A 23,842-nucleotide genomic window follows, 5' to 3' on the forward strand; every position below is an offset into this window, starting at 1 on the left:
CATCTGACCCCGAGCCCGCGATTTCAGCCAGTAGACACTGCTTCACTGTTGAGTGAGGTTGATTCCCGGCTCTGGGGCAAGGACAGGGCAGACCTCGCCCTGTTGTCGAAAAAGATACGGGTACTTGTGGGGTAGTCAGTAATGATGCTGTCCACGCCCATCTCTTCCAGTTGCAGCATGTCGTGGATGCGGTTCACAGTCCAAGTGGACACGTGCATGCCACGTCGATGTCCCTGCTCCACCAGAGCTTTCGAACACAACTTCCAGTTTATGCAGAGATACTCGCAGCCCAAACGGCTTGCCATACTGAGGGGGCGTGGAAATTTTCGTTCGGCTACCAGGCCAAGACGGATGTTCCTGTTGCGCCGCCGTATCTGTTTCAGAAACCAGATGTCTGAAGAGGTGATGGCAGCAGTCTGATAAAGGTTCCGGCGCTGAATGACCTCGGTCAGCCGGTTACACAGGATATTAAGCCGCTGGCGAGTGTCTTTTTTGACTTCCAGCTGCAAATGCTCGATGTCGTCGAACTGATCCAGCAGGTCTTCGAGTGTCGGAATACCGGTGGAAGTGGGCCAGGAGCTGGTGTTGCGCCGGGCGTCCATGGCCGCCAGTTCGGCAGCGGTGTACTGGCTGATGCTGCCTTTCTGGCTGGTGGTACGGTCTACCGAAAGGTCGTGCACCAGTACCGGCTTGCCGTCCTTTGACAATACGAGATCCAGTTCGAAATGCCGGATACCGTGCCGGTAGGCATGCATAAATCCCGGAAGGGTGTTTTCGGGAGCTTCTCCCTTGGCGCCTCTGTGTCCGTAGACAATCATTCCGCTGCATCATCCTTCAGGCGTTGGTAAATGGCCTGGCGCTTTTTCCAGGTGTCATGGCAAAGGCGTATGTCTTCGAGGTACGCCGGCAGCTCGTTCATCAGTAGGGCCTGGGGGCCGTCCACCAGAGCTCTTTCCGGCTTGGGGTGGAAATCTACGAGCACCATGTTGGCACCGGCGACGACGCCCTGGGCGGTCGCGTGCATGACATCAAGGATGCCGTCCGGAGACTGCTCGCGGCTGCCCACCGAATGGGAAGGATCCACACAGACTGGCATACGGGTGAGGCGCTTGACCGCCGGCACATGGGCGAAATCCACCATGTTCCGATGGGGCTGGCCGGCCTCGGTTTTCATGCCCCTCAGGCAGAAGATGACATTAGCGTTGCCTTCGCTGGCCAGATACTCGGCAGCGTTGAGGGATTCATTCAGGGTAATTCCGAACCCGCGTTTGAGCAGTACCGGATAGGTACTCTGGCGGCCAATGGCCTTGAGCAGCTCGAAGTTCTGGGTATTGCGGGTGCCCACCTGCAGCATTACACCGGTGGGACGGCCGAGCTTTTCGAGGCAGTTGTCGATTTCCTCAATGTGGCTTTCATGAGTGATCTCCATGGCGATCACCTTGATACCGTGTTTCCCCGCCTTTTCAAACACCCAGGGGAGGCAGCCCTTGCCGTGGCCCTGGAATGAATAGGGGTTGGTACGCGGCTTGTAGGCACCCATTCGTGTGCAGACTTCCCCATGGTCTTCCAGGGCCTGCATCATCATGTCGACGTGTTCGGGTACATCAACCGCGCACAGCCCGGCAAAAATGTTCAGATTGGACTGACTGAATTCGACACCGTTGTAGGTGAAGCCGCTTTGGCGGCGATCATCCCGGTGGCGTCCGAGAATGCGGTAGTCGTCCGAAATGCGTATGGCCCGCTCGACCGCAGGCAGGGCTTCGATTTCTTCCTTGTTCAGGGGCTTTGTGTCCCCGAGAAGATAGATTTCGGTCAGCCTCTGGGTGGCGCCCTGAACCTCATGAACCCGAACCGATACGTTCGGCAGATTCTCGAGGTAGTGCATGGTCTGTCGGTATTCTTCGCTGTCCAGAGCGGTATTCGGGTGAAGAATCGCTAGCATACTGTCTCCTTTTAAGAACCGGCGTCTTGCGCCCGGTGCCGCGCCTGCATGAACTCCCGATGATTGAGATGCAGCAGGTCTGCCATGCGGCGGATAAGGTGTTCTTCGTACTTGTCGATGCGGCCATCCGCAAAGGCCACGCGCCAGATACTTTCGAGCAGGGCCTGTTTTCCTTCCTGGTCCAGGTACTCGTTGATCTGGCCGGTAAATTCATAGAGCGACGTGGCATCGTCTGCGTGGCTGAGGGCGTCTTCCAGAATTTCCTCGGCTTCAGCCTGGGTTACCTGGTGTGCTTTTACTGCGCCATCAACAATGGCCTGCAGTTCGCGCTCGTCTTCATCCTGGTCGACACGGGAAAGCTGAACCATCAATGCCGTGGCCGCCACGGCGAGCTGATGATTATCGGGTTTCTCGCGTTCAGCTTCCGGTGCCGCAAACAGTTTTTTCAGGCGCTCGATCATGATCGGACAGTCCTACTACTGTATATGGTTTTTGAGACGTGGCGTCAGGCTGCCCTGGCCAGCTGCCGGACCCGGTTTTCCAGTTCAATCTGGTCGGCTGTGAACCGGCGGATACCATCGGCCAGCTTCTCGGTAGCCATAGCGTCCTCGTTGGATTCCCAGCGGAACAGTTTTTCGTCGATGGTGCCAAACTGATCCGGTGAGCTGGCGGTGTCGGCGATCAGTCGACGCGGCAGATCACCCAGGTCGTCCTGCAACTCCTGTAGCAGGGTAGGGCTAATGGTCAGGCGGTCACAGCCAGCCAGCATTTCAATTTCGCCGGTGTTCCGGAAACTGGCACCCATCACCACCGTTTTAAAGCCGTTGGCCTTGTAGTAATTGTAGATGCGGGATACCGAAAGCACCCCCGGATCCTCTGCAGCCGGGTAGCTGTCCCGGCCAGTGCTTGCCAGGTGCCAGTCCAGAATTCGACCAACAAAGGGCGAGATCAGGAACGCACCGGCCTGGGCACAGGCGGCGGCCTGAATGAAAGAAAACAGCAACGTCAGGTTGCAGTGAATGCCTTCTTTCTCCAGTTGCTCGGCGGCCCGGATACCTTCCCAGGTAGATGCAATCTTGATCAGTACGCGACTGGTGTCGACGCCCTGCTTGTCGTATAGCTCAACCAGGCGGCGGGCGCGCTCGAGCGTACCGGCGGTATCAAAGGACAAACGGGCATCCACCTCCGTCGAAACCACGCCGGGAATCAGGTTCAGGATTTCTCGGCCGGCGAGTACGGCCAGCATATCAGTGGCCATGGTCAGCTGCTCGGCGTCTGAGCCGCCATGCCGCCGGGCTTCTGCCACAGCCTTGTCCAGCATCGGCCGGTAAGCGTCGGAAGCGGCAGCTTTAAGCAGCAGGGATGGATTGGTGGTGGCATCTTCTGGCCGCCACTTCGCAATGGCTTCGATATCGCCGGTATCCGCTACCACCGTGGTCATGGTCTTCAGTTGGTTGAGCTTGCTGGTCATTCGTCCTGTCGTCCCGGTTGATCTGTTATTGGTGCGCCCGAATCCCGGGAGCTGGCTATATGCCTACAATAACGGGCCGCTCTGACAGGAACAAGACAACAAAAGGTATGGTGGCAATTGCTTGCGATTAAGCTTCGGCAATCTCCGGCGCCGCCGGTTCATGAACCTTTTCCAGAGCGGCTTCGATCACCTCCAGGCCAGCGCCGGATTTATGGGCGTTCTCGCTGATATAGCGACGGAACTGCCGACCGCCAGGTTGACCGTGGAACAGGCCGAGAAGGTGCCTGGACATGTGGGTCAGGAATACGCCGCGCTCAAGTTCGCTCCCTATGAACGGAAGCATGGCCCGAAGTGCCTGATGCCGGGTATCTACCGGCGCCGCCTGCCCGAAAAACTCCGGATCAACCCCCGCCAGCAGCCAGGGATTGTGGTACGCCTCCCGACCCAGCATCACGCCGTCGGTATGCCGGAGATGCTCGTGGCACTCATCGAAGGTCTTGATGCCGCCGTTGATGATGATTTCCAGGTGCGGGTATTTCGCTTTCAGCCGGTAGACCCAGTCGTATTTAAGCGGAGGGACTTCCCGGTTTTCCTTGGGGCTCAGGCCTTCAAGAATCGCGATCCGGGCGTGCACGATAAAGGTCCGGCAGCCAGCTTCGGACACTTTTTCCACGAATTCGCAGAGATCGTCCCAGGACTCCCGTCCATCAATACCGATTCGATGCTTCACGGTGACTGGCAGGTCGGTTGCTTCAATCATGGCGCGCACGCCCTTTGCCACCTTGTCCGGATGGCCCATCAGGCAGGCACCGATCATGTTGTTCTGAACACGATCGCTGGGGCAACCAACGTTCAGGTTAACCTCATCGAAGCCGTATTGCTGCGCCAGCCTGGCGCAGTGGGCAAGTTCGCCGGCATCGCTGCCACCCAGCTGAAGGGCCAGTGGGTACTCGGCCTCATCGTGGCGCAGAAAGCGCGCGGTGTCGCCATGTATCAGCGCGCCGGTGGTGACCATCTCAGTGTAGAGCAGGGTATGCCGGCTAAGCTGGCGCGCCAGGTAGCGGTAGTGGCTGGTGGTCCAGTCCATCATCGGGGCCACGCAGAAGCGGCGGGAAGGACCGGAGTTGTGCAGCACGGTGTCCTCAGATGGTATTCCAGACATTGCGATACCTGTTGTCGACGAAAAACGGGTTACCTAAAGTACTACGTTGAAAACGAGGGTCGTAGTTTAACAGGCATTGGTTTCCGATTTCCGTAAGGCTTTGGCGAAATCTATAGCGGGCTTCAGGCTGCGCGTTTCAGATAGTTGCGGAGAAAATTGAAGTAGATGAGTGCGTCTCGATTGGAGAACAGCTGGGGCTTGAATCCACCATAGAGTCTGTTGATGTAATTGCCGGGAACCTCGGGAAGCTTCGCCAAAGCCATAGCCCAATCGTCAAACTGGCGATCATCGATTTGCTCGTACTGGATAAGCCGAACATCTTGGTGGCGGGGATCGGCGGTGATGCCAAGATAAAGTTTGTTAACAGCCTCTTCCTCACCCTCCAAAACCTGCATGAAATTGAATTGATCATAAGCCAGCAGGCCGGTGATCCCGTCCCGCTCGTTTCTTTTGATGGATTCTTCGAGGATGTCGTCTAAATCGGATTCCTGCAGATGCGAAGAAACGTTGCTGAAATAGATAAGCCTGCAAAGTCTCGGCTTTGATGCGTCCATAGCGAAAAAACCTCCCTGAAGGAGAAGCACTCCTTCTGATATGATTTGCTGCTTCTTCAACTTTACTCCCATAAAACCCAAGTTAACAACCTTGCCCTGGAGTTTGAACGTATGCCCCTGATGGTGCAGGCTCTGCTGCCGGTATTTGTGCTGATCATGCTGGGGCATGTGTTCCGCCGCATTGACTTTCCGGGTGGCGATTTCTGGCCCCAGGCGGAGCGGTTTACCTACTACGTGCTGTTTCCGGCCATGTTGGTCTTCAAGCTGGGGCAGGCCAGGTTGCCGGCTTCCGCTTATGGTGACATTGCACTGCTCATCGGCGCCATGCTGATCGCGATGACGCTGATCCTGGCGATTGCCCAGTGGTTCTGGCGCTGGCCCGGCCCGGTTTTTTCTTCGGTTTACCAGGGGGCTATCCGGTTCAATTCCTACGTGGGCCTGGCGGCTGGCGGCATGCTCCTCGGCGATCAGGGCCTGTCCCTCACGGCGATTGCGGTTGCCATCATGGTGCCGTTGCTGAATCTGCTGTGCATACTGATGTTTTCGCTGGTGGCCACGGAAGGGCCGGTGAGGTTGGTGCCAGTGTTCAAGGCGATTGTGACCAATCCTCTCATAGTGGGCTCGGTGATTGGCGTGGTCTGGAGTTTCTTCGAAATCGGATTTCATCCGCTGATCGGCGGCATTCTCGAGCCTCTGAGTAATCTGGCGTTGCCGATGGGGCTGATGACAGTTGGTGCCGGGCTTCAGCTCAAGGCCCTCAGAGGCGCTTCACTGCCGTTTATTGTTTCATCGGCGCTGAAGTTGGTTGGATTTCCGATGCTGACTGCGGGGCTGGCCTTGTTGCTGGGTCTTGAGGGAATGATGGTTCAGGTGGCCGTGCTGTTGTCGGCGCTTCCCACGGCCACCTCTGCCTATATTCTGGCCCGGCAGCTTGGTGGCGATGCCCCCCTGATGGCGGGCATCATCAGTGGCCAGACCTTGCTGGCCATCGTCACCATACCGTTAATGCTCAGTATTCTCTGGTAGGCACTTGAGCACGGCGTCGACAATGCTGTGCTGGAAGTTGTTGTAACCCTCTGGCGTTGCCGCGATGTCAGTGGCCAGAGGGTCCCAGGTGCTGAAGGTTACGTCCAGGCTCTCGGTGATCGTGCGCCACCACTGCCGGTTGAACTGCGGTTCGGTCAGCAGGCAGGGGTGGTTGGCGTTGCGCAGTTTTTCCTGCACTTCCGCGATATGCCGTGCCCCTGGCGACAGCTCCGGGTTCAGTGTCAGAACGCCCTCGAGTTTCAGTTCATAGTGTTCGGCAAATCGGGTAAAGGCGTCGTGATAGGCGAACAGGCTGATTTCGTGCGCCGGTGCAAGGCGGTCCCGAATATTGGCATCGGTTTCTCGAACGCTGACCTTAAACTGCTCGAAATTCTCGTTTAACGCGCCAGCGTCAACACCTTCCAGTGCTGAGAGAGCATCGCGGATCGTCCCGGCCATTTCGATGGCCAATTCGGGATCCAGCCAGATGTGCGGGTCTTCGCCGTCTCCGTGATCATGGCCGTGTCCGTGCCCCTTGTTGTGGTGTTCTTCCTCCTTGGCCTCCTCTTCGTGAGCATGGCCATGGTGATCTTCCACGTGGTCGTCGTGGGCGTGTTCATCGTGGGTAACTTCCCCGGGTTCGTGCTCGGCATCCATGAGCGCGACCGTTCGACCGCTGAATTCCTGCCCGGCCAGAAGGCGATTTAGGAAGGTTTCCATGTCGGGCCCGACCCAGAAAATCACGTCGGCGTTTTCCAGCGCCCGCCGCTGGGATGGTTTCATGGTGTAGTTGTGGGGGCTGGAGCCGGGCGGGACGAGGCTCGTTGTCTGCATGTCTTCCGTGGCGATCGCACTGACGATCAGCTCAACCGGTTTGATGGAAGTAACAATACGGGTCTCGGCCTGCAGGGCGCTGTGAAACAAAAGGGTGCCGGCTCCGAGTGCAATAGAAAGTGCTTTTCCGGTAACGCGCATGATAAATGAGATCCTGCGATGCTAATGTGTAATGTTATAATATAACAAACTCGGACGGGGCCGGCAAAAGAAACTTCTTACTTAATATTTCTGGTGTGCTCGTTAACCTCCTGATCATGCGAAACCTGCCGTTGGCCGGTATAATGCCGGCTTTATCAAACGGCCACCGATTTTTCAGGAAGGTTTCATGACTGTACGTACCCGAATTGCTCCGTCACCCACTGGAGACCCTCACGTTGGTACCGCCTACGTGGCCCTGTTCAACCTGTGCTTTGCCCGTCAGCACGGCGGCCAGTTTATCCTGCGTATCGAAGACACCGACCAGGCCCGCAGTACCGCAGAATCCGAACAGGACATTCTCAAGGCGCTGCGTTGGCTCGGTCTGAACTGGGATGAAGGCCCCGACTTGGGTGGTCCTCACGGCGCCTATCGCCAGTCCGAGCGCAAGCACTCGTACCGGCAGTATGCCGAGGATCTGGTGACGGCCGGCCACGCTTTTTATTGCTTCCGCACACCGGATGAGCTGGAAGCCATTCGTGAAGAACGTAAGGCCCAGGGTCTGAACCCGGGTATCAAGGGCGATCTGGAGCTGCCCGAGGACGAAGTGAAGCGCCGCCTCGATGCAGGTGAACCATACGTGATTCGTATGAAAGTGCCCGATGAGGGCGTCTGCGAGATCGACGACATGCTTCGGGGCACCATTGAGATCGACTGGGCTCAGGTGGACTGCCAGATTCTGCTCAAGTCCGATGGCATGCCCACTTATCACCTGGCGAATGTGGTTGATGATCACCTGATGGAAATCACCCACGTTCTGCGCGGTGAGGAGTGGATCAACTCGGCGCCCAAGCACAAGCTGCTGTATCAGTATTTTGGCTGGGATATGCCGGTGCTGTGTCACCTTCCGCTGCTGCGCAACCCGGACAAGAGCAAGCTGTCCAAACGCAAGAACCCGACCAGCATCAATTTCTATGAGCGCATGGGCTTTCTGCCGGAGGCCGTCACCAACTACCTGGGGCGCATGGGCTGGTCCATGCCGGATGAGCGGGAAAAGTTCACCCTGGATGAGATGATCGAGAACTTCGACATCCAGAGAGTTTCCCTTGGTGGCCCGGTGTTTGACGTGGAGAAGCTCCGCTGGCTGAACGGCCAGTGGCTGCGCGAAGAGCTGACTGAAGAGCAGTTCATGGAGCGCATGCGCCAGTGGTGGTTCAATGAGGATGCCCTGCGTGCTCTGGTGCCCCACATCAAGGGCAGGGCAGAGGTGTTTTCGGATGTAGCGCCCATGGCCCAGTTCATGTTCTCCGGCATGCTCAACCTGAAGCCGGAAGACTTTGCCCATAACAAACTGGAGGAAGCCCAGATCAAGCGGGTTCTTCAGTTCACGCTCTGGAAGCTTGAAGCGCAGCGACACTGGAGCAAGGAGACCATCTTCGCGGATATCAAGGCGTTGGCCAAAGCCACGGACCTGAAGATGGGTGACTTCATGTTCTCCATTTTTGTGGCGGTTGCTGGCACCCCGAATTCCTGGTCTGTCATGGATTCCATGGCGCTGCTGGGCCCGGACATGACCCGTTCAAGGCTTCGGCATGCCCTGGAAGTGATGGGTGGATTCTCCAAGAAGGAAACCAAGAAGGTGGAAAAGGAATACGCGGCTCTGGGTATTCATTAACCGCTTTGGTGAATTAATAAACGGCTTGAACAGGGATGTTCAGAAAACTGAAAAAAAGTATGTTTCAGAGGTTGACGCCCATAGGGCGGATCCTTAATATACGCAGCCGTTGAGGGGCCATAGCTCAGCTGGGAGAGCGCAACACTGGCAGTGTTGAGGTCGGCGGTTCGATCCCGCCTGGCTCCACCAATTTCTAGTCCCCTTCGTCTAGTGGCCTAGGACTCCGCCCTTTCACGGCGGCAACAGGGGTTCGAACCCCCTAGGGGACGCCAATACGGCTTGACGGTTTAGTCCACCGGAAAGCCATCAAAAAAACCGCCTTCTGGCGGTTTTTTTGTGCCTGTAAAGCAAGGGGTCAGATGAAAATGGGGTCAGAAGAAAAGTTCTTCTGACCCCATTTTCATCTGACCCCGCATTCACGATCTCAATCAGCGCTCGGCAATGGCGCCCTTCCCAACACCTTCATAAGCCTTCACCCGGATGGTGTCTGTCGCGAACTCCACCTTGAGCTTGTCGGCCATGTGAGCGGCAATCAGCTCCACCGTGGTGTCGGTATCCAGCATGTACACGCGCTCCTCTGGCAGGGTCAGTGCAAACTCTCCCTGGTTGGCCTCGTATTCGAAGGTCACATAGCGAACGCCGTCTTCGCCCACATGGCGACGCACCACATCCTCCTCGGAGCCCACGTAGATATCCCGCCAGAGCTTGGCCCAGCGGCGCTCCAGATCGTAATCGCGGTGGCCGTTCCGGTCGATACGAATCGGTGATCGATGGCCGTGGGCGATACGCTGGCAGTTGCCCAGGTGTTTCTTGAGGCCGTGGACATAGTGGTAGTAGGCACCATCGATCTCCTCTTCCCGGAGATTGATCTCCACGGAAATCACGTTGGCCGGAAGCACGGCCTTTATTTCCTGTTCCAGCAAAGAGGCCACGGCCGAGGGCACAACCCTATCGGCGGACAACCAGACAATGGCCTCGTCCGGTGAGCGGTGAATGATCTGGCTGCCGTCCGTGAGTGCCCAGGTAAAAGTGTCTGGCTGCTCCTCACTCCAGGACAGCCCCTGGTAGCCGCGGGGAATCACCAGGCGATGGTCAACACGCTCATCGATCACCCGCTTGATGGTGCGTTTTACGTTACTGAAGTCGAACACCATGCCCTGTTCGTCCAGCTCCCCGCCAAGCACCACATCCGCAATCCAGCTTTCACCCACCAGCCCACGGGTCGGGTCCAGGTAGGCAAAATCGATAACGGTCAGGTTGTCTACAAACAGATGGTTCATCAAATTTCCAGGCGGGTATGGTTGATTGATGGCCGAATTCTAGCAAAAATCACCGAATACAGCAGTCTGGCGGTTGGCCACTGCTTCATTTCTTTTTGCTATCGGACTCATCATTTTAAACCTCGACTCGCACATTTATCAGCAATTTCCGGTACTGATACTGGCGGCCGGTGCCTCGAGCCGCCTCGGTCGGCCGAAAGCCCTCCTGCCGCTGGCGTCCGGTGACGGGACGGACACGGACTGCCGTAACCGCACATTGTTGGACGCCGCCATTGCGCAGGGCCGAATCCTCAGCCCGGAAGTTCGAGTGGTGTGTGGGGCCTGGTACCCGCTCATACGCTTTCGTTGTCGGAGGCAACCTTCTTCCTGGTTGCGGGCACCGGATTGGCAGGAGGGCATCTCGGCATCTCTGTCAGCGGGGCTTCGCAGCCTGGGGCCAGCCGTAAAAGGCGTGTTTGTTCTGGTGGCGGACCAGCCGTTACTGGATCTGAACGCCCTCGAGGCCTTTGGCAAGGCGGCCCGCTGTGTACCGGAACAGCCCATCGCTGCAGATTACGGTGGCCGGCCGGGTGTGCCCGCCTATTTGCCCAGATGGCTCTGGCCGCTGGTGTTGGATCTGGAGGGGGATAGGGGCGCCGGGCGACTGCTTGCAGAGGTGCGTGCAACCCGGGTAGATATTCCGGGGGTCCACGATGATGTCGACACCCCGGCAGACTGGCAGAGGATCAGGACCCTGCTCAACCGAACAGGCCAGACAGCCAGGCAATCCCGACGCTGAAGATGCCGAGACTTATTGCAAGACCAATGGTGTAGACCCGGGACGATGCCGAGCGCTGCTGCGCAACAAAAAGATCGATTGTGCGCTGGGCTATGTCTTCAGCGGTTTCCCTCGAGATCTCGTGGGCTTGCTGAATAGCCTCGGACTGAAGGGTTTGCCAGAACTCGGTATCAATCGTCTGCACACTCGTGATGTGATCTTTCAGCTCGGCCATATGCTCGCTCGTGAAGCCGGAATTCTTTTTCAGCTCCTTCTTGAGCACGGCAAGTTCGCTGCCAAGGTTCAGGTTGACCTCCGCGGCAACTTCGTCCCGCAGATTTCGGGTCCGTTCGTCGACCATTTCGGTGACGGCGTTCAGGCGTTCCTCAATCACCGCGTCCTGTTTGCTGCGGGATTCATCCAGAGCCCGCTTCAGGTGATCGAACTGCTCGTCAAAGAGGGAGCTGAGTAATTCGTGAAGACGGTTGTTGATGTGAGTTTTGACTGCGGAACGGGCGATCTGCTCAATCAGTTCGCTGGTCAAGGGCACCACATTGGCTTGCGGGTTGCTCCGGCTGGCTGAATCGCCCGTCTTGGGCGACAGTTCCACCGACGCATCTGCAGGTACGTTCAGCAGTTCGTCCTCTTCCGCGGCAGCCGGCTCAGATTGCAGCGGTGGCTCCGGCAAGTTTCCGCCTGTGACATCACTGGCCAGCTGGTCCAGAACTTCTTTGAGGCCCTCGGTTTGCGGCGGTTTGGTCAGGATGTTGTAAACACCGAAGTTCCTGGCCTCCTCCATGAATGATGACGATTTTTTGGATGTGCACATGATGATGGGGATGCCGGCGGTCTCCGGGTTGCCCTTGATGGCTTTGGTAGCCTCTACGCCGTTCATGCCCGGCATCAGATGGTCCATGAAGATGACATCCGGACGCCCCTGGCTGTTCAGGAAATCGAGGGCCTCCTCGGCCGAGCCAGCCATATTGACTTCCATATCGCGACTTTCCAGCAGTTTGCTCAGGGCAAATCGGGCCACCTTGGAGTCATCTACCAGCAGAGCGTTTTTGATCGCCATGTCACTACCTCAATCGTTTACTGCAAACGCGTTTGTTATCGGGCCGTTATGATTACCAGCCTTCCAGTTTCGGGCACTCTGTGGCCCGGTAGCTCTTGTCCCGATAACAGACACCGGGTTCAGTGGTTCGGGCAGTGAAAATTTCCCCTGCCGCTGTGGTCAGGCGTACCTGTCCGTAAGGCTCACCATGACGGAATGTAGCTTCGATCGAGCTGCCGTTGGGGTTCTTCAGCAAGCCCTTACCGTGGAACTTTCCTTCAATGTATTCGCCCTCGTATTTCTTGCCGCTGGCGAAGACCTCTGCCCCGGTGCCATGGAAGGCGCCGTTGGAAAATTCGCCTTCGTAATGGCGACCGTCGGGGTAGGTTAGTGTGCCGGTGCCATGAAATTCGTCGTTCCGGAAGCCGCCGACGTAGAGCATGCCATCCGCGGTGGTCAGGGAACCGTGGCCATTAAGCTGTCCGTCCTTCCAGTGGCCGGTCAGTATGTCGCCGTTTGCCAGTGTCAGCGTGCCTTTGCCGTTAAACTGGTTGTCCCGGAATTCGCCGGAGTAGCGCGAGCCGTCGGCACTGCGCCATTCACCGTCGCCCTCGCGGTTGCCTGCAGACCAGCCTCCCTCGTAACGGCCGCCGTCGGGATACCACGCGGTGCCCTGGCCGTGGAATTCACCATCCACGAAATGCCCCTCGTAGCGCAGTCCATCGTTGTCCTGGTAGCTGCCATCGCCGGTCTTCACGCCACCGATCCAGGTCCCGTCACGGAAATTCACCGTGGTCAGAGCCTCCAGTTCGCCCACCAGAGTCACCTCATTGCCGGCGTCCAGGGCAATGGAGCGGTTCCAGGGTTTGAAACCTGACTTGGTGATGGTGACCTCGTAGCGGCCCGGATCCAGCTCAAGATCCAGGCGGGTCGCGCCATATTCCTTGCCGTTGATGGTGACCTGATCGCCGATAACGTTTGAGCGTAGCACCAGCAGCGCCTGCGTCGGTGGCTGGGGTTCCTGTTGTTTTTCCGGTTGTTGCGGATTTGCAGGGGCGGTGTCTGTTCTCGTTGCCATTACCGATAGTGGTTCAGCTACCGCCAGAACCTCCGGGTTCTCCGGCATGGATGGCACGGTAAACGGAGTAGCTTCCACCACGGGTGGGCGTGAATCCCGGGCAGCCTGTTCGGTTCTGGCGGATGCCTCCGGAGCAGGCTCAGGGGCCGGCTCGGGCTCGGTAGTAATAGAGGCAACAGCTTGATCCGTCGAGGGTGGTTCGAAGGCTTCTGCCATCTGCAGGTCGTCCCGAACCGAGGCGAACCCGGCGGTTACCAGCAGCATGAGCGCCAGGGCATTGACGAACAGAAGCGGTCTGAAATCGACCATGACGGAACCTCTTGATCCTGCATTCTTGGAATTCTGTTTACCGGTTCATCTTACCCAGTGAGTGCAACGCTATGTAACAGAAAGTGACGGAGAGTTACCGAGAATGCAGGCCAAATCACACTTTATCCGGAAGCTGATCATGGTTGAGCTGCTCCCATGATCTCATGTACACGTCGGCTTCGTATTGATAAGGCGATTTGAAAGGGGTTAGCACGAAATCGAAGACGAGAAAGAAAAACCCGATGGAGGCCCAGGCGATGGCCAGGGTGCTTATGGTCGTTGCCTGTACCTCCGGGTTCGAGTCGACGAAATTCTGTAACACCGGAATCAGATCCGATGCCATCGCAACCGGGTTGAAGCTGGCCATCACCAGTGGCACCCAGAAGGCGATGAAGATCGGGAAGAATCCGAATGACCAGAGCAATCTGCGGAGCAGATAAAGGGCAACTTCCCGCCAGAAGCGCTGTCTGACTTCCGGTACTTTCCGGATCCGCTCGAGGTACCGCCGACGTTCTGCCCAGTAGGCGGCTACTTCCGGGGCCTCAACGGCCTTTGATTGAGGTGCAGGTGTTGTCATGTACGGCGCGGTACCCTATGGCTTCTGGAGTGATGCATGATAAGCGATACTACGTGTTACCCTACAATTCTCCAATTGTTTAAAGACAGGATAGTTTGAATGGCTGCAGTGATCGACAACGCAACTCATCCGGCCTTTGAGAAACTTCGCAGTCACCGGATCGATACACTCAACCTCGAGGTCGAGGAGTATCGCCACAAGAAGACTGGCGCCCGCCATCTGCATCTGGCAGCCGACAACGACGAAAACGTGTTTTTCGTTGCCCTGCGTACCTTCCCGATGGATTCCACCGGGGTGGCGCACATTCTGGAACACACGGCATTGTGTGGCAGCGAGCGTTTCCCGGTTCGTGATCCGTTCTTCATGATGATTCGGCGGTCACTGAACACATTCATGAACGCTTTTACCAGCAGCGACTGGACGGCCTATCCCTTCGCCAGCATGAACCGGAAGGATTTCGACAATCTGCTGTCGGTTTACCTGGATTGTGTATTTTTCTCAAAGCTCGATCCGCTGGATTTTGCGCAGGAGGGTCATCGCCTTGAGTTCGATAAACCGGAAGATCCGTCCACTGACCTGGTTTATCGGGGCGTTGTCTACAACGAGATGAAAGGCGCCATGAGTTCGCCCACGTCCCAGCTGTGGCAGAACCTCAGCAGCCACCTGTTCCCGACCACGACCTATCACTACAACAGCGGTGGCGAGCCCGATCACATCGTGGATCTGAGCTACGACGACCTGCTGCAGTTCTACCGCCACCACTATCACCCCAGCAACGCGATATTTGCCACCTACGGCGATATTCCGGCTCATGAGCATCATGAGAAGTTCGAAGAGCTGGCGCTGAAACGGTTCGACCGGCTGGACATCGATCTTCCGGTTCGCGACGAGAAGCGCATGTTCGCCCCGGTCAGGGTAGAGCAGGGCTATGCGGTCAACGAAGGCGAGGGAACCGACAACAAGACTCACATCGTTGTGGGCTGGTTGCTGGGCCACAGTTTTGATTTGCAGGAGAATCTGGAGGGGCAACTGCTCTCTGCAGTGCTGCTGGAAAACAGTGCCTCACCACTGATGCGAGCCCTGGAAACCACGGATCTCGGCCATGCACCTTCGCCCATGTGTGGTCTGGAAGACTCCAACCGTGAAATGACCTTTGTTTGCGGCATCGAAGGCAGCGAGCCGGACAAGCACAAGGATCTGGAAGCCCTGCTCGAGTCCACGCTGCTAAAGGTCGTGGAGGAGGGCGTCAGCCAGGACCGTCTGGAAGCCATTCTGCATCAGCTCGAACTGCACCAGCGTGAAATCGCAGGCGACCAGTTCCCTTATGGCTTGCAACTGATCATGAGCGCCATCGCACCCATGGTGCACGGTGGTGACCCCGTCGAACTGCTGGATCTGGAGCCGGTGCTGGCAACGCTCCGGGAAAAGATCCAGGATCCGCAGTACGTGCCGGACCTGATCCGCCGTAAGCTTCTTGAGAACCCGCACCGGGTCACCCTGACCCTGCGGCCGGATGAAAAGCTCGAGTCCCGCCGGCAGGAAGCCATCCGTGAAGCGCTGGCCCGTCGCAAGGCCGAGCTTACCGATGACGAGGTCCGGATGATTGTTGACCGGGCCAGGGCGCTCGAAGAACGCCAGATGCAGAAGGACGATGATTCCATTCTGCCAAAGGTGGATCTGTCTGACGTGCCTCTGCAGATGCCAGAGCCGGAAGCGCGTTATGACGGCGACATTTCGGCAACCGTTTATGCCCGTGGTACCAATGGTCTGGTTTACGAGCAGATTGTTGTCCCGGTGCCGGCGCTGACTGAGGAGGAGCTGCTTCTGGTGCCTTACTACACCACGCTGATTTCCGAAGTGGGTTGTGGTGATCTGGACTACCTGCAAATGCAGGATCGTATCTCTGCAGAGTCTGGTGGTATCGGCGCAGCGTTCAGCGCCAAAGGCCGGATTGATGACGTTCAGGCGCTGTCCGGTTACATCATCTTCAACGGCAAGGCACTGGCCCGTAACCGCAGTGAATTGACCCGTCTTCTAAGGGATGTCTACACCAGTGCCCGCTTCGATGAGAAAGAGCGAATCCGGGAGATCATTGCGCAGATCCGGGCCCGTCGCGAGCAGGCCGTAACCGGCAGTGGCCATGCCCTGGCCATGGGCGCGGCTTCACAGGGTATGAGTCCGGGTGCCTGGCTTTCTTTCCGGCTGGGTGGTCTTGCCGGTATTCGCGGCACCAAGCAGCTCGATCAGGCTCTGAAAGATCCAGAGGAATTGACGGCGCTCTGTGACAAGCTTTCTGCATTGCACGAGAAGATCGGCAAGCAGGGTCGGGAGTTCCTGGTGATTGGGGAAGAGGATCAGCTCCCGGCTATGGTTGATGATCTGAAATCCTGCTGGCGTGATGCCTCCGGAGCGGGCATTGCAGGCTGGAAAATGGAACCGGTCAATTACACCACCCGTGAGGCGTGGCTGACCTCTACCCAGGTTAACTTCTGTTCCAAGGCCTACAGCACTGTCGCTGTGGATCATCCCGATGCGGCGGCACTGACCGTGCTGGGTGGTTTCTTGCGTAACGGTTACCTGCACCGCGCCATTCGGGAGAAGGGTGGCGCTTACGGTGGCGGCGCCGGGCAGGACAGCGTAAACGGCACGTTCCGGTTCTTCTCCTACCGTGATCCGCGCCTGGAGGAAACGCTGGACGATTTCGACGCGGCCCTTGCGTGGCTTCAGGACCATGACCACGACTACCAGGAGCTTGAAGAGTCGATTCTTGGTGTAATTGGTCAACTCGACAGGCCCAGATCGCCCGCGGGCGCTGCTCGCCATGCTTTTCACAACAAGCTATTTGGGCGAAGCCCGGAGCAGCGCGCCAGGTTCCGGGAGCGCGTGCTGTCCGTCACCCTGGATGACCTGAAGCGTGTGGCCAAAACCTGGCTGGTGCCGGAGAAAGCCAGTACGGCCGTGGTAACCAGTCCGGAAAACCGGGTCAGGGCGGAGAAGCTTGGCCTGAACATTCAGGAACTGTAAAGCCAAAATAATAGAGGCCAGATGAAGTGTTCATCTGGCCTCTTCCTGGTCTGACCCATTTCTTATTCTGCCCCGAGGACGCCCTCCGGCCGTCTGTACCCCTAGCGTTGCCGCTTCAGACCGGTTGTCACCATGATTCGGGTGGAGATCTCCTCAACCGAATAGGCGGTGGTATTCAGGTACGGAATCCGTTCACGCCGATACATCAACTCGATTTCCTCGATCTCGTGCATGCACTGTTTGATGGATGAGTAGCGAGAGTTCGGCTTGCGTTCGTTGCGGATGGTTGCCAGCCGCTCCGGCTCGATAGTCAGCCCGAAAATTTTCTCTTTATAAGGTTTCAGGGCTTTCGGGATCTGCTGGTCTGCCAGGTCTTCTTCGGTAATCGGATAGTTCGCCGCTTTCACGCCATATTGCAGTGCCAGATAGAGACAGGTGGGGGTTTTCCCGCTTCGGGAGGCGCCAACGAGGATCAGGTCTGCTTCGTCGTAATGCCGGGTGCGTGCGCCATCGTCATTATCCAGCGCGAAATTGACGGCATTGATCCGGCGTTCATAGCTGCCTTCATTGTTGATGGCATGGGATTTACCGACGGTATAAGAAGAGGAAGACTGGAGTTCCTGTTCCAGGGGGCTGAGAAACGTACCGAAGATGTCCACCATGAAACCCTCGGCGGTGGCGATGATTTCCCGGATATCGCTGTTTACAATGGTGTCGAACACCAGCGGCCGAGCGCCGTCTGTTTCGGCCGCCTTGTTGATCCGTTTGACCATTTCCCGGGCTTTTTCTTCGTCCGCTATATAAGGAACAGTGACCCGTTCAAACTCGATTTTTTCGAACTGGGCCAGAAGGCTGTGCCCGAGAGCCTCGGCTGTCAGGCCGGTGCCATCAGAAATGAAAAAAGCAGTGCGTTTCATGCTGTATTGTCCGGTTCCTTGGTTCTTGATTCCTGGCTTGGTGGCCTAGGTAATTTCCGCAGGTTACAGTATCATACACGCCAAGTTCGAGACTCCGCAGTGGATATTGCCTACTTTTACCGCTGGCCCGATTTTGCTCTTAGCTTCACAGACTCAAGGGAGACATGCTTTGGAAGATTACATTATCTGGTTTGATCACCTGGGAATGTCCGACGTCGATCGGGTAGGCGGCAAGAACGCCTCACTCGGCGAAATGATCAGTAATCTCGCCAACGCAGGTGTTACCGTTCCAGGTGGCTTTGCCACAACAGCGCACGCCTATCGCGAATTCCTCGCTACTGACGGACTGAAAGAGCGGATCGACAACGCTCTGGATGTCCTGGACATCAACGATGTTAACGAACTGGCCCGGGTTGGTGCCCAGATTCGTCAATGGATCATTGAAACGCCATTTCCGGATGTTCTGGAAAACGCCCTGAAGGAATCGTTCGCCACCCTGCAGGATGGCAACGAACACATGGCGGTTGCGGTACGTTCCTCTGCAACGGCGGAAGATCTCCCGGACGCCTCCTTTGCAGGCCAGCAGGAAACCTTCCTGAACGTGGTGGGGCTGCAACAGGTGCGCACCTCGGTCAAGGAAGTGTTTGCGTCGCTGTTCAATGATCGCGCTATTTCCTACCGCGTCCACCACGGGTTTGACCACAAGATGGTCGCGCTCTCAGCTGGTATCCAGAAAATGGTGCGCAGTGAGACGGCGGCCAGTGGCGTTATGTTCACCCTGGACACAGAATCCGGCTTCCGTGATGTGGTGTTTGTAACCGCCTCCTATGGCTTGGGCGAGACCGTGGTTCAGGGTGCAGTGAACCCCGATGAATTCTACGTACACAAACCGACACTGGAAGCCGGCCGGCCGGCCGTTCTGCGTCGCAATCTGGGCAGCAAGGCCATCAAGATGGTCTACCACACCAAGCCCGGTGAAGGTGAATTCGTTGAAACAGTGAAGGTGGAGCAGGAAGACCGCAACCGCTTCTGCATCACCGACGCCGAAGTGGAAGACCTGGCACGCCAGGCGATGATTATCGAGAAACATTACCAGCGCCCGATGGACATCGAATGGGCGAAGGACGGCGACGACGGCAAGATCTACATCGTTCAGGCGCGCCCTGAAACGGTGAAAAGCCGTGCGTCCGCCAATGTGATGGAGCGCTACCTGCTTAAAGAAACCGGCAAGGTGCTGGTGGAAGGCCGGAGCATCGGCCACAAGATTGGCAGTGGCCCGGTGAAGATCATCACCAGCATCAAGGAAATGGACCGGGTGCAGGCCGGCGATGTGCTGGTTACCGACATGACCGACCCGGATTGGGAACCGGTGATGAAGCGGGCTTCTGCCATTGTTACCGACCGCGGTGGTCGTACGTGCCACGCGGCCATCATTGCCCGCGAGCTGGGCATTCCGGCCGTGGTTGGATGCGGCGATGCCACGGAATTGCTGACCGACGCACAGGAAGTGACCGTCTCCTGCGCCGAGGGCGATACCGGCATGATCTACGAGGGCTCCCTGGATTTCGAGCTGCGGGAAAATACCGTGGACTCCATGCCGAACATCCCGTTCAAGATCATGATGAACGTCGGCAACCCCGACCGGGCCTTTGATTTCCAGTCGCTGCCCAACGAAGGCGTTGGCCTGGCCCGCCTCGAGTTCATCATTAACCGGATGATTGGCGTGCACCCCAAGGCCCTGCTGAACTTTGACGGGTTGCCCCGGGATATCAAGCAGACCGTCGAAAAGCGTATCTCCGGCTACAGCTCCCCGGTGGATTTCTATGTCGACAAGCTGGTGGAGGGCATCTCTACGCTGGCAGCGGCGTTCGCGCCCAAGAAGGTGATTGTGCGGCTGTCGGACTTCAAGTCCAACGAGTACGCCAACCTGATCGGTGGCACCTTGTACGAGCCGGACGAAGAGAACCCGATGCTTGGCTTCCGGGGCGCCTCCCGCTATATCTCCGACACATTCCGGGACTGTTTCGAGCTCGAGTGCCGCGCTCTGAAAAAGGTGCGTAACGAGATGGGCCTGACCAACGTGGAGGTCATGGTGCCGTTTGTACGGACTGTCGGTGAGGCTGAGCAGGTGGTGAACCTGCTGGCGGAAAATGGGCTTAAGCGCGGTGACAACGGCCTACGGGTGATCATGATGTGCGAGCTTCCGGCTAATGCCTTGCTGGCGGATCAGTTCCTTGAACACTTCGACGGCTTCTCCATAGGTTCCAACGACCTGACCCAGCTAACCCTCGGCCTGGACAGGGATTCCGGCATCATTGCCCATCTGTTCGATGAGCGTAACGACGCCGTGAAGGCGCTGCTGGCCAGCGCCATTCAGGCCTGCAAGAAAGCCGGCAAGTACATCGGTATCTGCGGTCAGGGGCCATCGGATCATCCGGATCTGGCCAAGTGGCTGATGGACCAGGGCATTGATACCGTGTCACTGAACCCGGATTCTGTGCTGGACACCTGGTTCTTCCTGGCCGACGAAAAAATCGACTGAGTTCATTTCCAGGATAAGGAGAGCGACAACGTGACGACGATTATTACCCCGGATCTGTGCGACGAATTTCCGGAAGTGCTGGTTGTAGAACCCGGCTTCAATAACTACGGTGGCAACAAGGCATTTGGCGGCGAGATTGTAACCGTGAAGTGTTTTGAAGATAACTCCGTGGTGAAAGAGCAGGTTGGCCAGCCCGGGAACGGTCGTGTGATGGTCGTGGATGGTGGCGCTTCAAAGCGCCATGCGCTATTGGGCGACATGCTCGCGGAGAAGGCTGCGAGCAACGGCTGGGCGGGCCTGATCATCTATGGTTGCGTGCGCGACGTGGATGAGATTGGCAACACCGCCCTGGGTGTGCAGGCCCTTGGGACCCATCCGAGAAAGAGTGAAAAGCGTGGACTGGGCGACCTGAATGTGCCGGTCACCTTCCACGGCGTTACCTTCCATCCCGGGCACTATGTCTATGCCGACAACAACGGCATCATCGTCTCCGAGAAGCCTCTGGTCTGAGGCTTTTTCAGGCAGAGACAAAAACGGCGGCCAATGGCCGCCGTTTTTCGTTCAGCGAGTGACTTCGCTGATGTTCGTTCCCAAAAGGAATCCGTCTCCTTCCGGTTCGCAGCGAATGACTTCGCAGACAGTCTCAAGCGGCGGGAACTGATCGCTGCTGGAGTGAAGAACCGTGTGAAGTTCCTCGCCAACGTTCACGGCCTGCTCAACATAGAGTTGCATGCCGGTCGCGCTCAGATCGCGGCAGATCCCCTTGAAGCGGTTGCCCTGGCTGTCGCTGATCTCAATCTCCGAGTTCACCTGCATACGGTGGAAATCGCGTTTCTCCGAATAATCCTTCATGGCATCAGGCCCAGTTGTCGGTTTTTCTTGTTGGTTTGAGCATTGGAATGATCAGTGCCAGCAAAACGCCGCCGAGAACGAGGCCCGCTCCCAGCAACATGAAATCGTATTCCTTGCTGGCTTCCAGACGTTCGTTTTCAGCCGTGAGCACTTCGAGGTCGTTGCGAATCTTCTGGTTCTCTTCCCGCAGCTCGCGATTTCGACGTTCCAGATTGATGGAATCGGCGGCGATACTCTTGATCCGCTGAAGCTCTTCCTGGAGCTCCTGCGAACGATCAGAAAGCGAGGCTTCGGAGGTTTCTAGCGAGTTGCGCTCAGTGACGACGTTAGACAGCTGCTCTTTTACCTGGGCGAGTTCAGCGCGCGTCTCTTCCAGCTGACGGTTGGCCGAACGCAGGCGATCGGCAGCAATGGGTGTCTCGCTCAGGTATTGGCTGGAAACCCAGCCCTCGGTGCCCTTGGGGGTGCGAACGAGAGTGTATCCGGAATCGGAGGCCTCGATGACTTCCAGCGGCGTGCCACTGGGAACCGCGTTTTCAATGATGCGGAACTGGGAACCTGCGCCTGACCTCACTGGCAGGTACAACTGGTCGTCAACCCAGACAGTCTTGGCCTGGGCAACAGCAATGGAGGACACTGCGAACAACACACTGATTGCTAGACGAAAAAGCGTCACTGGTTACGTTCCCTGAAATTCTGCGGTTGAAATCTGAGTCTGATTAAAAGCGCAATTTTGTCACAGATGCCCCGCCGTGCAAGCGTGCCATCATTACAATAAACTCATGGGCCCCAAGGCCCCGCTCACGGGAGGACGGCTTTGAAAGGCTTTACCACAACCTTTTCGTAAACGCCTGCATCCACATAAGGGTCGGCATCCGCCCAGGCCTGGGCCGCTTCCAGAGAGTCAAATTCCGCGATTACCAGGCTACCGGTAAAGCCGGCATCTCCGGGCTCTGGAGTATCCAGCGCCGGATGAGGGCCAGCGACAAGCAATCGGCCCTCGGCTTTCAGGGCCTGAAGTCGGTCGATGTGAGCCGGACGTGCGGACTGGCGCAACGGCAGGCTGTTTTCAACATCTTCACTGATAATGGCGTAGTACATTCAGCTCTCCGAACTGGTTTTCAAAGACAGAATAGTTGATCAGACAATCAGCGGTCGTGTCGTGCAAGGGTTGGCTGGTACACTGTTAAACCCTGGCAAGCCGCCAGTTATCTGAAGATTCAGGATATTTTGTGACTATACCGCAAGACCCGCATTTGTGCATTGATCTGCATTGCCACAGCACGGCTTCCGATGGCGCGCTATCACCGGCGGCACTGGTCGAGCGCGCTGCCGGTCGGGGCGTTACCCACCTGGCCCTTACTGACCACGACACGATCGCTGGCCTTGCCGAAGCCAAGGCGGCTGCGCAGGCGCAGGGTATCATCCTGATTTCCGGGGTTGAGCTTTCCTGTCTCTGGAAAAGTCGGACCATCCACATCGTCGGCCTGGATTTTGATCCTGGGCAGGCCGGTTTCAGGCAGGCGCTGGAGCAGCAGAACGAGAATCGTTGGGCTCGTGCTCGCATGATCGCGGAACGCCTGGGCAAGCTTGGTGTTGATGGCCTTCTCGATAAGGCCTCCGAGGCTGCCGGTGGCGACGTGCCTGGACGGCCCCATTTTGCACAGGTTCTGACAGAGGCTGGCGTTGTTCGCAATGCTGCCCAGGCATTCAAGCGATATCTGGGTAACGGTAAGCCCGGTGATGTAAAAGCTTTCTGGCCGGAGCTTCCAGAAGTCGTGCGCTGGATCACCGAGGCAGGTGGCGTTGCGGTTCTTGCCCATCCCCGAAAATACCAGCTCACGGCAACCAAGCTCAGGGAGCTGACCGCGGATTTCCGAAGGGCAGGGGGGCAGGCAATTGAGGTGTCTACTTCAGGTCAATCCAGTGGTGATCTGGGATTTCTTGCAGAGCTTTGCCGGAAAGAGAAATTGCTGGCATCCCAAGGCAGTGATTTTCACTTCCCTGGTGCTCCCTGGTGTGAGCTTGGCCGCATCATGAAAATGCCAGACGGGCTTGAGCCGGTCTGGCATTCGTTCAGACAACCTGTTCCGGGTGCGGCGCCGGTTTAATCCGGCGCGTGGAACAGCAGGTACAGATCCGTCAGTGAGTCCGGGATGGCGTCGGCCATCTGGCGGGATAGCTTGTCACTGTTGCGAACCTTTTGGAAGTCCTCGTCATCAAACAGTCCTGAGAGTGTCAGCATGGGCACCATCAGGTCCGCTGCTTCTTCTTCGCTAGCTGCTTCGAGCCATTCTTCTTCGTGTTCCAGAAAGGTGTCCACGAACCCGGCGCACCAGTTTTCCAATGCGTTCATGGGGTCGCCATCCTCTGGCTCCGGCAGTTCAAGAGACTGCCCCATGTCCAGGGAATGGGCCATGTCATTGGCCAGCTGGGTCGAGCAGCGCCCGAACACCTCGGGAATCCCGGTGTCGGGCACCTGATCGGTGCCCGTGGCGAGGCGGAAGATTTCTTCCGGGCTCAGTTCAGCCGGGCCGACGACGCTGGCGCAGACCACCCCATGGAAACCGAAGAAATCCAGGGCTTCATCGCCCCAGGGCTCGGCAAAGAGGATGTCTTCCAGCGCTTCTATGTCGGAGTTCGATAGCAT

23 protein-coding genes and 2 tRNA genes are annotated in these 23,842 nt (G+C 57.3%); 9 read left to right on the forward strand and 16 right to left on the reverse strand.

Annotated features, from left to right (window positions below):
- Window positions 1-23: 23 nt before the first annotated feature.
- The 6 genes from CFB02_RS03715 to CFB02_RS03740 all read right to left on the reverse strand — a co-directional run bounded on the left by CFB02_RS03715 (window position 24) and on the right by CFB02_RS03740 (window position 5,189).
- Window positions 24-818 (reverse strand): glycerophosphodiester phosphodiesterase, encoded by a 795-nt coding sequence (locus tag CFB02_RS03715; protein WP_088556932.1) that lies wholly within the window; start codon window positions 816-818, stop codon window positions 24-26.
- The gene (locus CFB02_RS03720) at window positions 815-1,942 is read right to left on the reverse strand and encodes a 3-deoxy-7-phosphoheptulonate synthase (RefSeq protein ID WP_088556933.1); all 1,128 of its coding nucleotides are present in this window, start codon (window positions 1,940-1,942) and stop codon (window positions 815-817) included. Before CFB02_RS03720 ends, CFB02_RS03715 begins: the two co-directional genes overlap by 4 nt.
- 11 nt (window positions 1,943-1,953) lie before the next feature.
- Entirely contained in the window at window positions 1,954-2,403 is a 450-nt protein-coding gene (locus CFB02_RS03725) for a TerB family tellurite resistance protein (RefSeq protein WP_008175048.1), read from the reverse strand.
- 44 nt (window positions 2,404-2,447) lie between these two features.
- On the reverse strand, window positions 2,448-3,413 hold the full coding sequence (tal, locus tag CFB02_RS03730; protein ID WP_088556934.1) for a transaldolase: 966 nt from the start codon (window positions 3,411-3,413) through the stop codon (window positions 2,448-2,450).
- 127 nt (window positions 3,414-3,540) lie between these two features.
- Window positions 3,541-4,575 (reverse strand): tRNA dihydrouridine(20/20a) synthase DusA, encoded by a 1,035-nt coding sequence (gene dusA / locus CFB02_RS03735; protein WP_088556935.1) that lies wholly within the window; start codon window positions 4,573-4,575, stop codon window positions 3,541-3,543.
- Between the two features lie 122 nt (window positions 4,576-4,697).
- On the reverse strand, window positions 4,698-5,189 hold the full coding sequence (locus CFB02_RS03740) for a BLUF domain-containing protein (protein ID WP_227519308.1): 492 nt from the start codon (window positions 5,187-5,189) through the stop codon (window positions 4,698-4,700).
- 51 nt (window positions 5,190-5,240) lie between these two features.
- On the opposite strand from CFB02_RS03740, the gene CFB02_RS03745 reads away from it, so the two are divergent.
- On the forward strand, window positions 5,241-6,155 hold the full coding sequence (locus CFB02_RS03745) for an AEC family transporter (RefSeq protein ID WP_088559153.1): 915 nt from the start codon (window positions 5,241-5,243) through the stop codon (window positions 6,153-6,155).
- On the opposite strand, the gene CFB02_RS03750 is transcribed toward CFB02_RS03745, so the two are convergent.
- On the reverse strand, window positions 6,132-7,130 hold the full coding sequence (locus tag CFB02_RS03750; protein WP_088556937.1) for a zinc ABC transporter substrate-binding protein: 999 nt from the start codon (window positions 7,128-7,130) through the stop codon (window positions 6,132-6,134). The genes CFB02_RS03745 and CFB02_RS03750 overlap by 24 nt on opposite strands.
- Before the next feature lie 187 nt (window positions 7,131-7,317).
- Here CFB02_RS03750 and gltX point away from each other — a divergent pair, with 187 nt between their 5' ends.
- The 3 genes from gltX to CFB02_RS03765 all read left to right on the forward strand — a co-directional run bounded on the left by gltX (window position 7,318) and on the right by CFB02_RS03765 (window position 9,074).
- Complete coding sequence (gene gltX, locus CFB02_RS03755; protein ID WP_088556938.1) at window positions 7,318-8,802, forward strand: glutamate--tRNA ligase; 1,485 nt, start codon at window positions 7,318-7,320, stop codon at window positions 8,800-8,802.
- 113 nt (window positions 8,803-8,915) lie between these two features.
- Window positions 8,916-8,991 (forward strand) — tRNA-Ala (locus tag CFB02_RS03760).
- 7 nt (window positions 8,992-8,998) lie between these two features.
- A tRNA-Glu gene (locus tag CFB02_RS03765) sits at window positions 8,999-9,074 on the forward strand.
- A gap of 156 nt (window positions 9,075-9,230) precedes the next feature.
- Here CFB02_RS03765 and CFB02_RS03770 read toward each other — a convergent pair.
- Window positions 9,231-10,082: a 6-carboxytetrahydropterin synthase gene (locus CFB02_RS03770; RefSeq protein ID WP_062782374.1), complete on the reverse strand. Its 852-nt coding sequence runs from the start codon at window positions 10,080-10,082 to the stop codon at window positions 9,231-9,233.
- 73 nt (window positions 10,083-10,155) lie between these two features.
- Between CFB02_RS03770 and CFB02_RS03775 the strand changes: the two genes are divergently transcribed.
- Window positions 10,156-10,860 (forward strand): NTP transferase domain-containing protein, encoded by a 705-nt coding sequence (locus tag CFB02_RS03775; protein ID WP_088556939.1) that lies wholly within the window; start codon window positions 10,156-10,158, stop codon window positions 10,858-10,860.
- On the opposite strand, the gene CFB02_RS03780 is transcribed toward CFB02_RS03775, so the two are convergent.
- The 3 genes from CFB02_RS03780 to CFB02_RS03790 form a co-directional block, all read right to left on the reverse strand.
- Window positions 10,820-11,914 carry a response regulator gene (locus CFB02_RS03780; RefSeq protein WP_088556940.1) on the reverse strand — a complete coding sequence of 365 codons (1,095 nt, stop codon included), beginning with the start codon at window positions 11,912-11,914 and terminating at the stop codon, window positions 10,820-10,822. The two genes, CFB02_RS03775 and CFB02_RS03780, sit on opposite strands and share 41 nt — an antisense overlap.
- Window positions 11,915-11,966: 52 nt before the next feature.
- Window positions 11,967-13,280, reverse strand: coding sequence for an MORN repeat-containing protein (locus CFB02_RS03785; RefSeq protein ID WP_088556941.1), 1,314 nt, complete (start codon window positions 13,278-13,280; stop codon window positions 11,967-11,969).
- A gap of 115 nt (window positions 13,281-13,395) precedes the next feature.
- Window positions 13,396-13,857, reverse strand: coding sequence for a hypothetical protein (locus tag CFB02_RS03790; RefSeq protein WP_008175027.1), 462 nt, complete (start codon window positions 13,855-13,857; stop codon window positions 13,396-13,398).
- A gap of 99 nt (window positions 13,858-13,956) precedes the next feature.
- Between CFB02_RS03790 and CFB02_RS03795 the strand changes: the two genes are divergently transcribed.
- Complete coding sequence (locus CFB02_RS03795; protein WP_088556942.1) at window positions 13,957-16,881, forward strand: insulinase family protein; 2,925 nt, start codon at window positions 13,957-13,959, stop codon at window positions 16,879-16,881.
- Between the two features lie 101 nt (window positions 16,882-16,982).
- On the opposite strand, the gene CFB02_RS03800 is transcribed toward CFB02_RS03795, so the two are convergent.
- Entirely contained in the window at window positions 16,983-17,798 is an 816-nt protein-coding gene (locus CFB02_RS03800) for a pyruvate, water dikinase regulatory protein (RefSeq protein ID WP_008174940.1), read from the reverse strand.
- Between the two features lie 205 nt (window positions 17,799-18,003).
- Here CFB02_RS03800 and ppsA point away from each other — a divergent pair, with 205 nt between their 5' ends.
- Window positions 18,004-20,340 (forward strand): phosphoenolpyruvate synthase, encoded by a 2,337-nt coding sequence (gene ppsA, locus CFB02_RS03805; RefSeq protein ID WP_413772102.1) that lies wholly within the window; start codon window positions 18,004-18,006, stop codon window positions 20,338-20,340.
- Between the two features lie 30 nt (window positions 20,341-20,370).
- A complete protein-coding gene (gene rraA / locus CFB02_RS03810) occupies window positions 20,371-20,850 on the forward strand; it encodes a ribonuclease E activity regulator RraA (protein ID WP_008174943.1) in 480 nt (159 codons plus the stop codon).
- A gap of 51 nt (window positions 20,851-20,901) precedes the next feature.
- Here the strand turns inward: rraA and CFB02_RS03815 are convergent, their stop codons facing one another.
- The 3 genes from CFB02_RS03815 to CFB02_RS03825 form a co-directional block, all read right to left on the reverse strand.
- Window positions 20,902-21,192, reverse strand: coding sequence for a PilZ domain-containing protein (locus tag CFB02_RS03815; protein WP_008174945.1), 291 nt, complete (start codon window positions 21,190-21,192; stop codon window positions 20,902-20,904).
- 4 nt (window positions 21,193-21,196) lie between these two features.
- The gene (locus tag CFB02_RS03820; RefSeq protein ID WP_088556944.1) at window positions 21,197-21,868 is read right to left on the reverse strand and encodes a TIGR04211 family SH3 domain-containing protein; all 672 of its coding nucleotides are present in this window, start codon (window positions 21,866-21,868) and stop codon (window positions 21,197-21,199) included.
- A gap of 125 nt (window positions 21,869-21,993) precedes the next feature.
- Window positions 21,994-22,293 (reverse strand): YciI family protein, encoded by a 300-nt coding sequence (locus tag CFB02_RS03825; RefSeq protein WP_088556945.1) that lies wholly within the window; start codon window positions 22,291-22,293, stop codon window positions 21,994-21,996.
- Window positions 22,294-22,424: 131 nt separating this feature from the next.
- Between CFB02_RS03825 and CFB02_RS03830 the strand changes: the two genes are divergently transcribed.
- A complete protein-coding gene (locus CFB02_RS03830) occupies window positions 22,425-23,303 on the forward strand; it encodes a PHP domain-containing protein (RefSeq protein WP_088556946.1) in 879 nt (292 codons plus the stop codon).
- Here CFB02_RS03830 and CFB02_RS03835 read toward each other — a convergent pair.
- Entirely contained in the window at window positions 23,300-23,842 is a 543-nt protein-coding gene (locus tag CFB02_RS03835) for a YecA family protein (RefSeq protein ID WP_088556947.1), read from the reverse strand. The two genes, CFB02_RS03830 and CFB02_RS03835, sit on opposite strands and share 4 nt — an antisense overlap.

It is taken from the genome of Marinobacter sp. es.042 (assembly GCF_900188315.1).
Taxonomy (GTDB): Bacteria; Pseudomonadota; Gammaproteobacteria; order Pseudomonadales; family Oleiphilaceae; genus Marinobacter.

Excerpts from the sequence above, each read along its gene's own strand:
- CFB02_RS03715 (WP_088556932.1), bottom strand. The coding sequence starts at position 818 with ATGATTGTCTACGGACACAGAGGCGCCAAGGGAGAAGCTCCCGAAAAC.
- CFB02_RS03720 (WP_088556933.1), bottom strand. The coding sequence starts at position 1,942 with ATGCTAGCGATTCTTCACCCGAATACCGCTCTGGACAGCGAAGAATAC.
- CFB02_RS03725 (WP_008175048.1), bottom strand. The coding sequence starts at position 2,403 with ATGATCGAGCGCCTGAAAAAACTGTTTGCGGCACCGGAAGCTGAACGC.
- tal (WP_088556934.1), bottom strand. The coding sequence starts at position 3,413 with ATGACCAGCAAGCTCAACCAACTGAAGACCATGACCACGGTGGTAGCG.
- dusA (WP_088556935.1), bottom strand. The coding sequence starts at position 4,575 with ATGTCTGGAATACCATCTGAGGACACCGTGCTGCACAACTCCGGTCCT.
- CFB02_RS03745 (WP_088559153.1), top strand. The coding sequence starts at position 5,241 with ATGCCCCTGATGGTGCAGGCTCTGCTGCCGGTATTTGTGCTGATCATG.
- CFB02_RS03750 (WP_088556937.1), bottom strand. The coding sequence starts at position 7,130 with ATGCGCGTTACCGGAAAAGCACTTTCTATTGCACTCGGAGCCGGCACC.
- gltX (WP_088556938.1), top strand. The coding sequence starts at position 7,318 with ATGACTGTACGTACCCGAATTGCTCCGTCACCCACTGGAGACCCTCAC.
- CFB02_RS03770 (WP_062782374.1), bottom strand. The coding sequence starts at position 10,082 with ATGAACCATCTGTTTGTAGACAACCTGACCGTTATCGATTTTGCCTAC.
- CFB02_RS03780 (WP_088556940.1), bottom strand. The coding sequence starts at position 11,914 with ATGGCGATCAAAAACGCTCTGCTGGTAGATGACTCCAAGGTGGCCCGA.
- CFB02_RS03785 (WP_088556941.1), bottom strand. The coding sequence starts at position 13,280 with ATGGTCGATTTCAGACCGCTTCTGTTCGTCAATGCCCTGGCGCTCATG.
- CFB02_RS03790 (WP_008175027.1), bottom strand. The coding sequence starts at position 13,857 with ATGACAACACCTGCACCTCAATCAAAGGCCGTTGAGGCCCCGGAAGTA.
- CFB02_RS03795 (WP_088556942.1), top strand. The coding sequence starts at position 13,957 with ATGGCTGCAGTGATCGACAACGCAACTCATCCGGCCTTTGAGAAACTT.
- CFB02_RS03800 (WP_008174940.1), bottom strand. The coding sequence starts at position 17,798 with ATGAAACGCACTGCTTTTTTCATTTCTGATGGCACCGGCCTGACAGCC.
- ppsA (WP_413772102.1), top strand. The coding sequence starts at position 18,004 with ATGTCCGACGTCGATCGGGTAGGCGGCAAGAACGCCTCACTCGGCGAA.
- CFB02_RS03815 (WP_008174945.1), bottom strand. The coding sequence starts at position 21,192 with ATGAAGGATTATTCGGAGAAACGCGATTTCCACCGTATGCAGGTGAAC.
- CFB02_RS03825 (WP_088556945.1), bottom strand. The coding sequence starts at position 22,293 with ATGTACTACGCCATTATCAGTGAAGATGTTGAAAACAGCCTGCCGTTG.
- CFB02_RS03835 (WP_088556947.1), bottom strand. The coding sequence starts at position 23,842 with ATGCTATCGAACTCCGACATAGAAGCGCTGGAAGACATCCTCTTTGCC.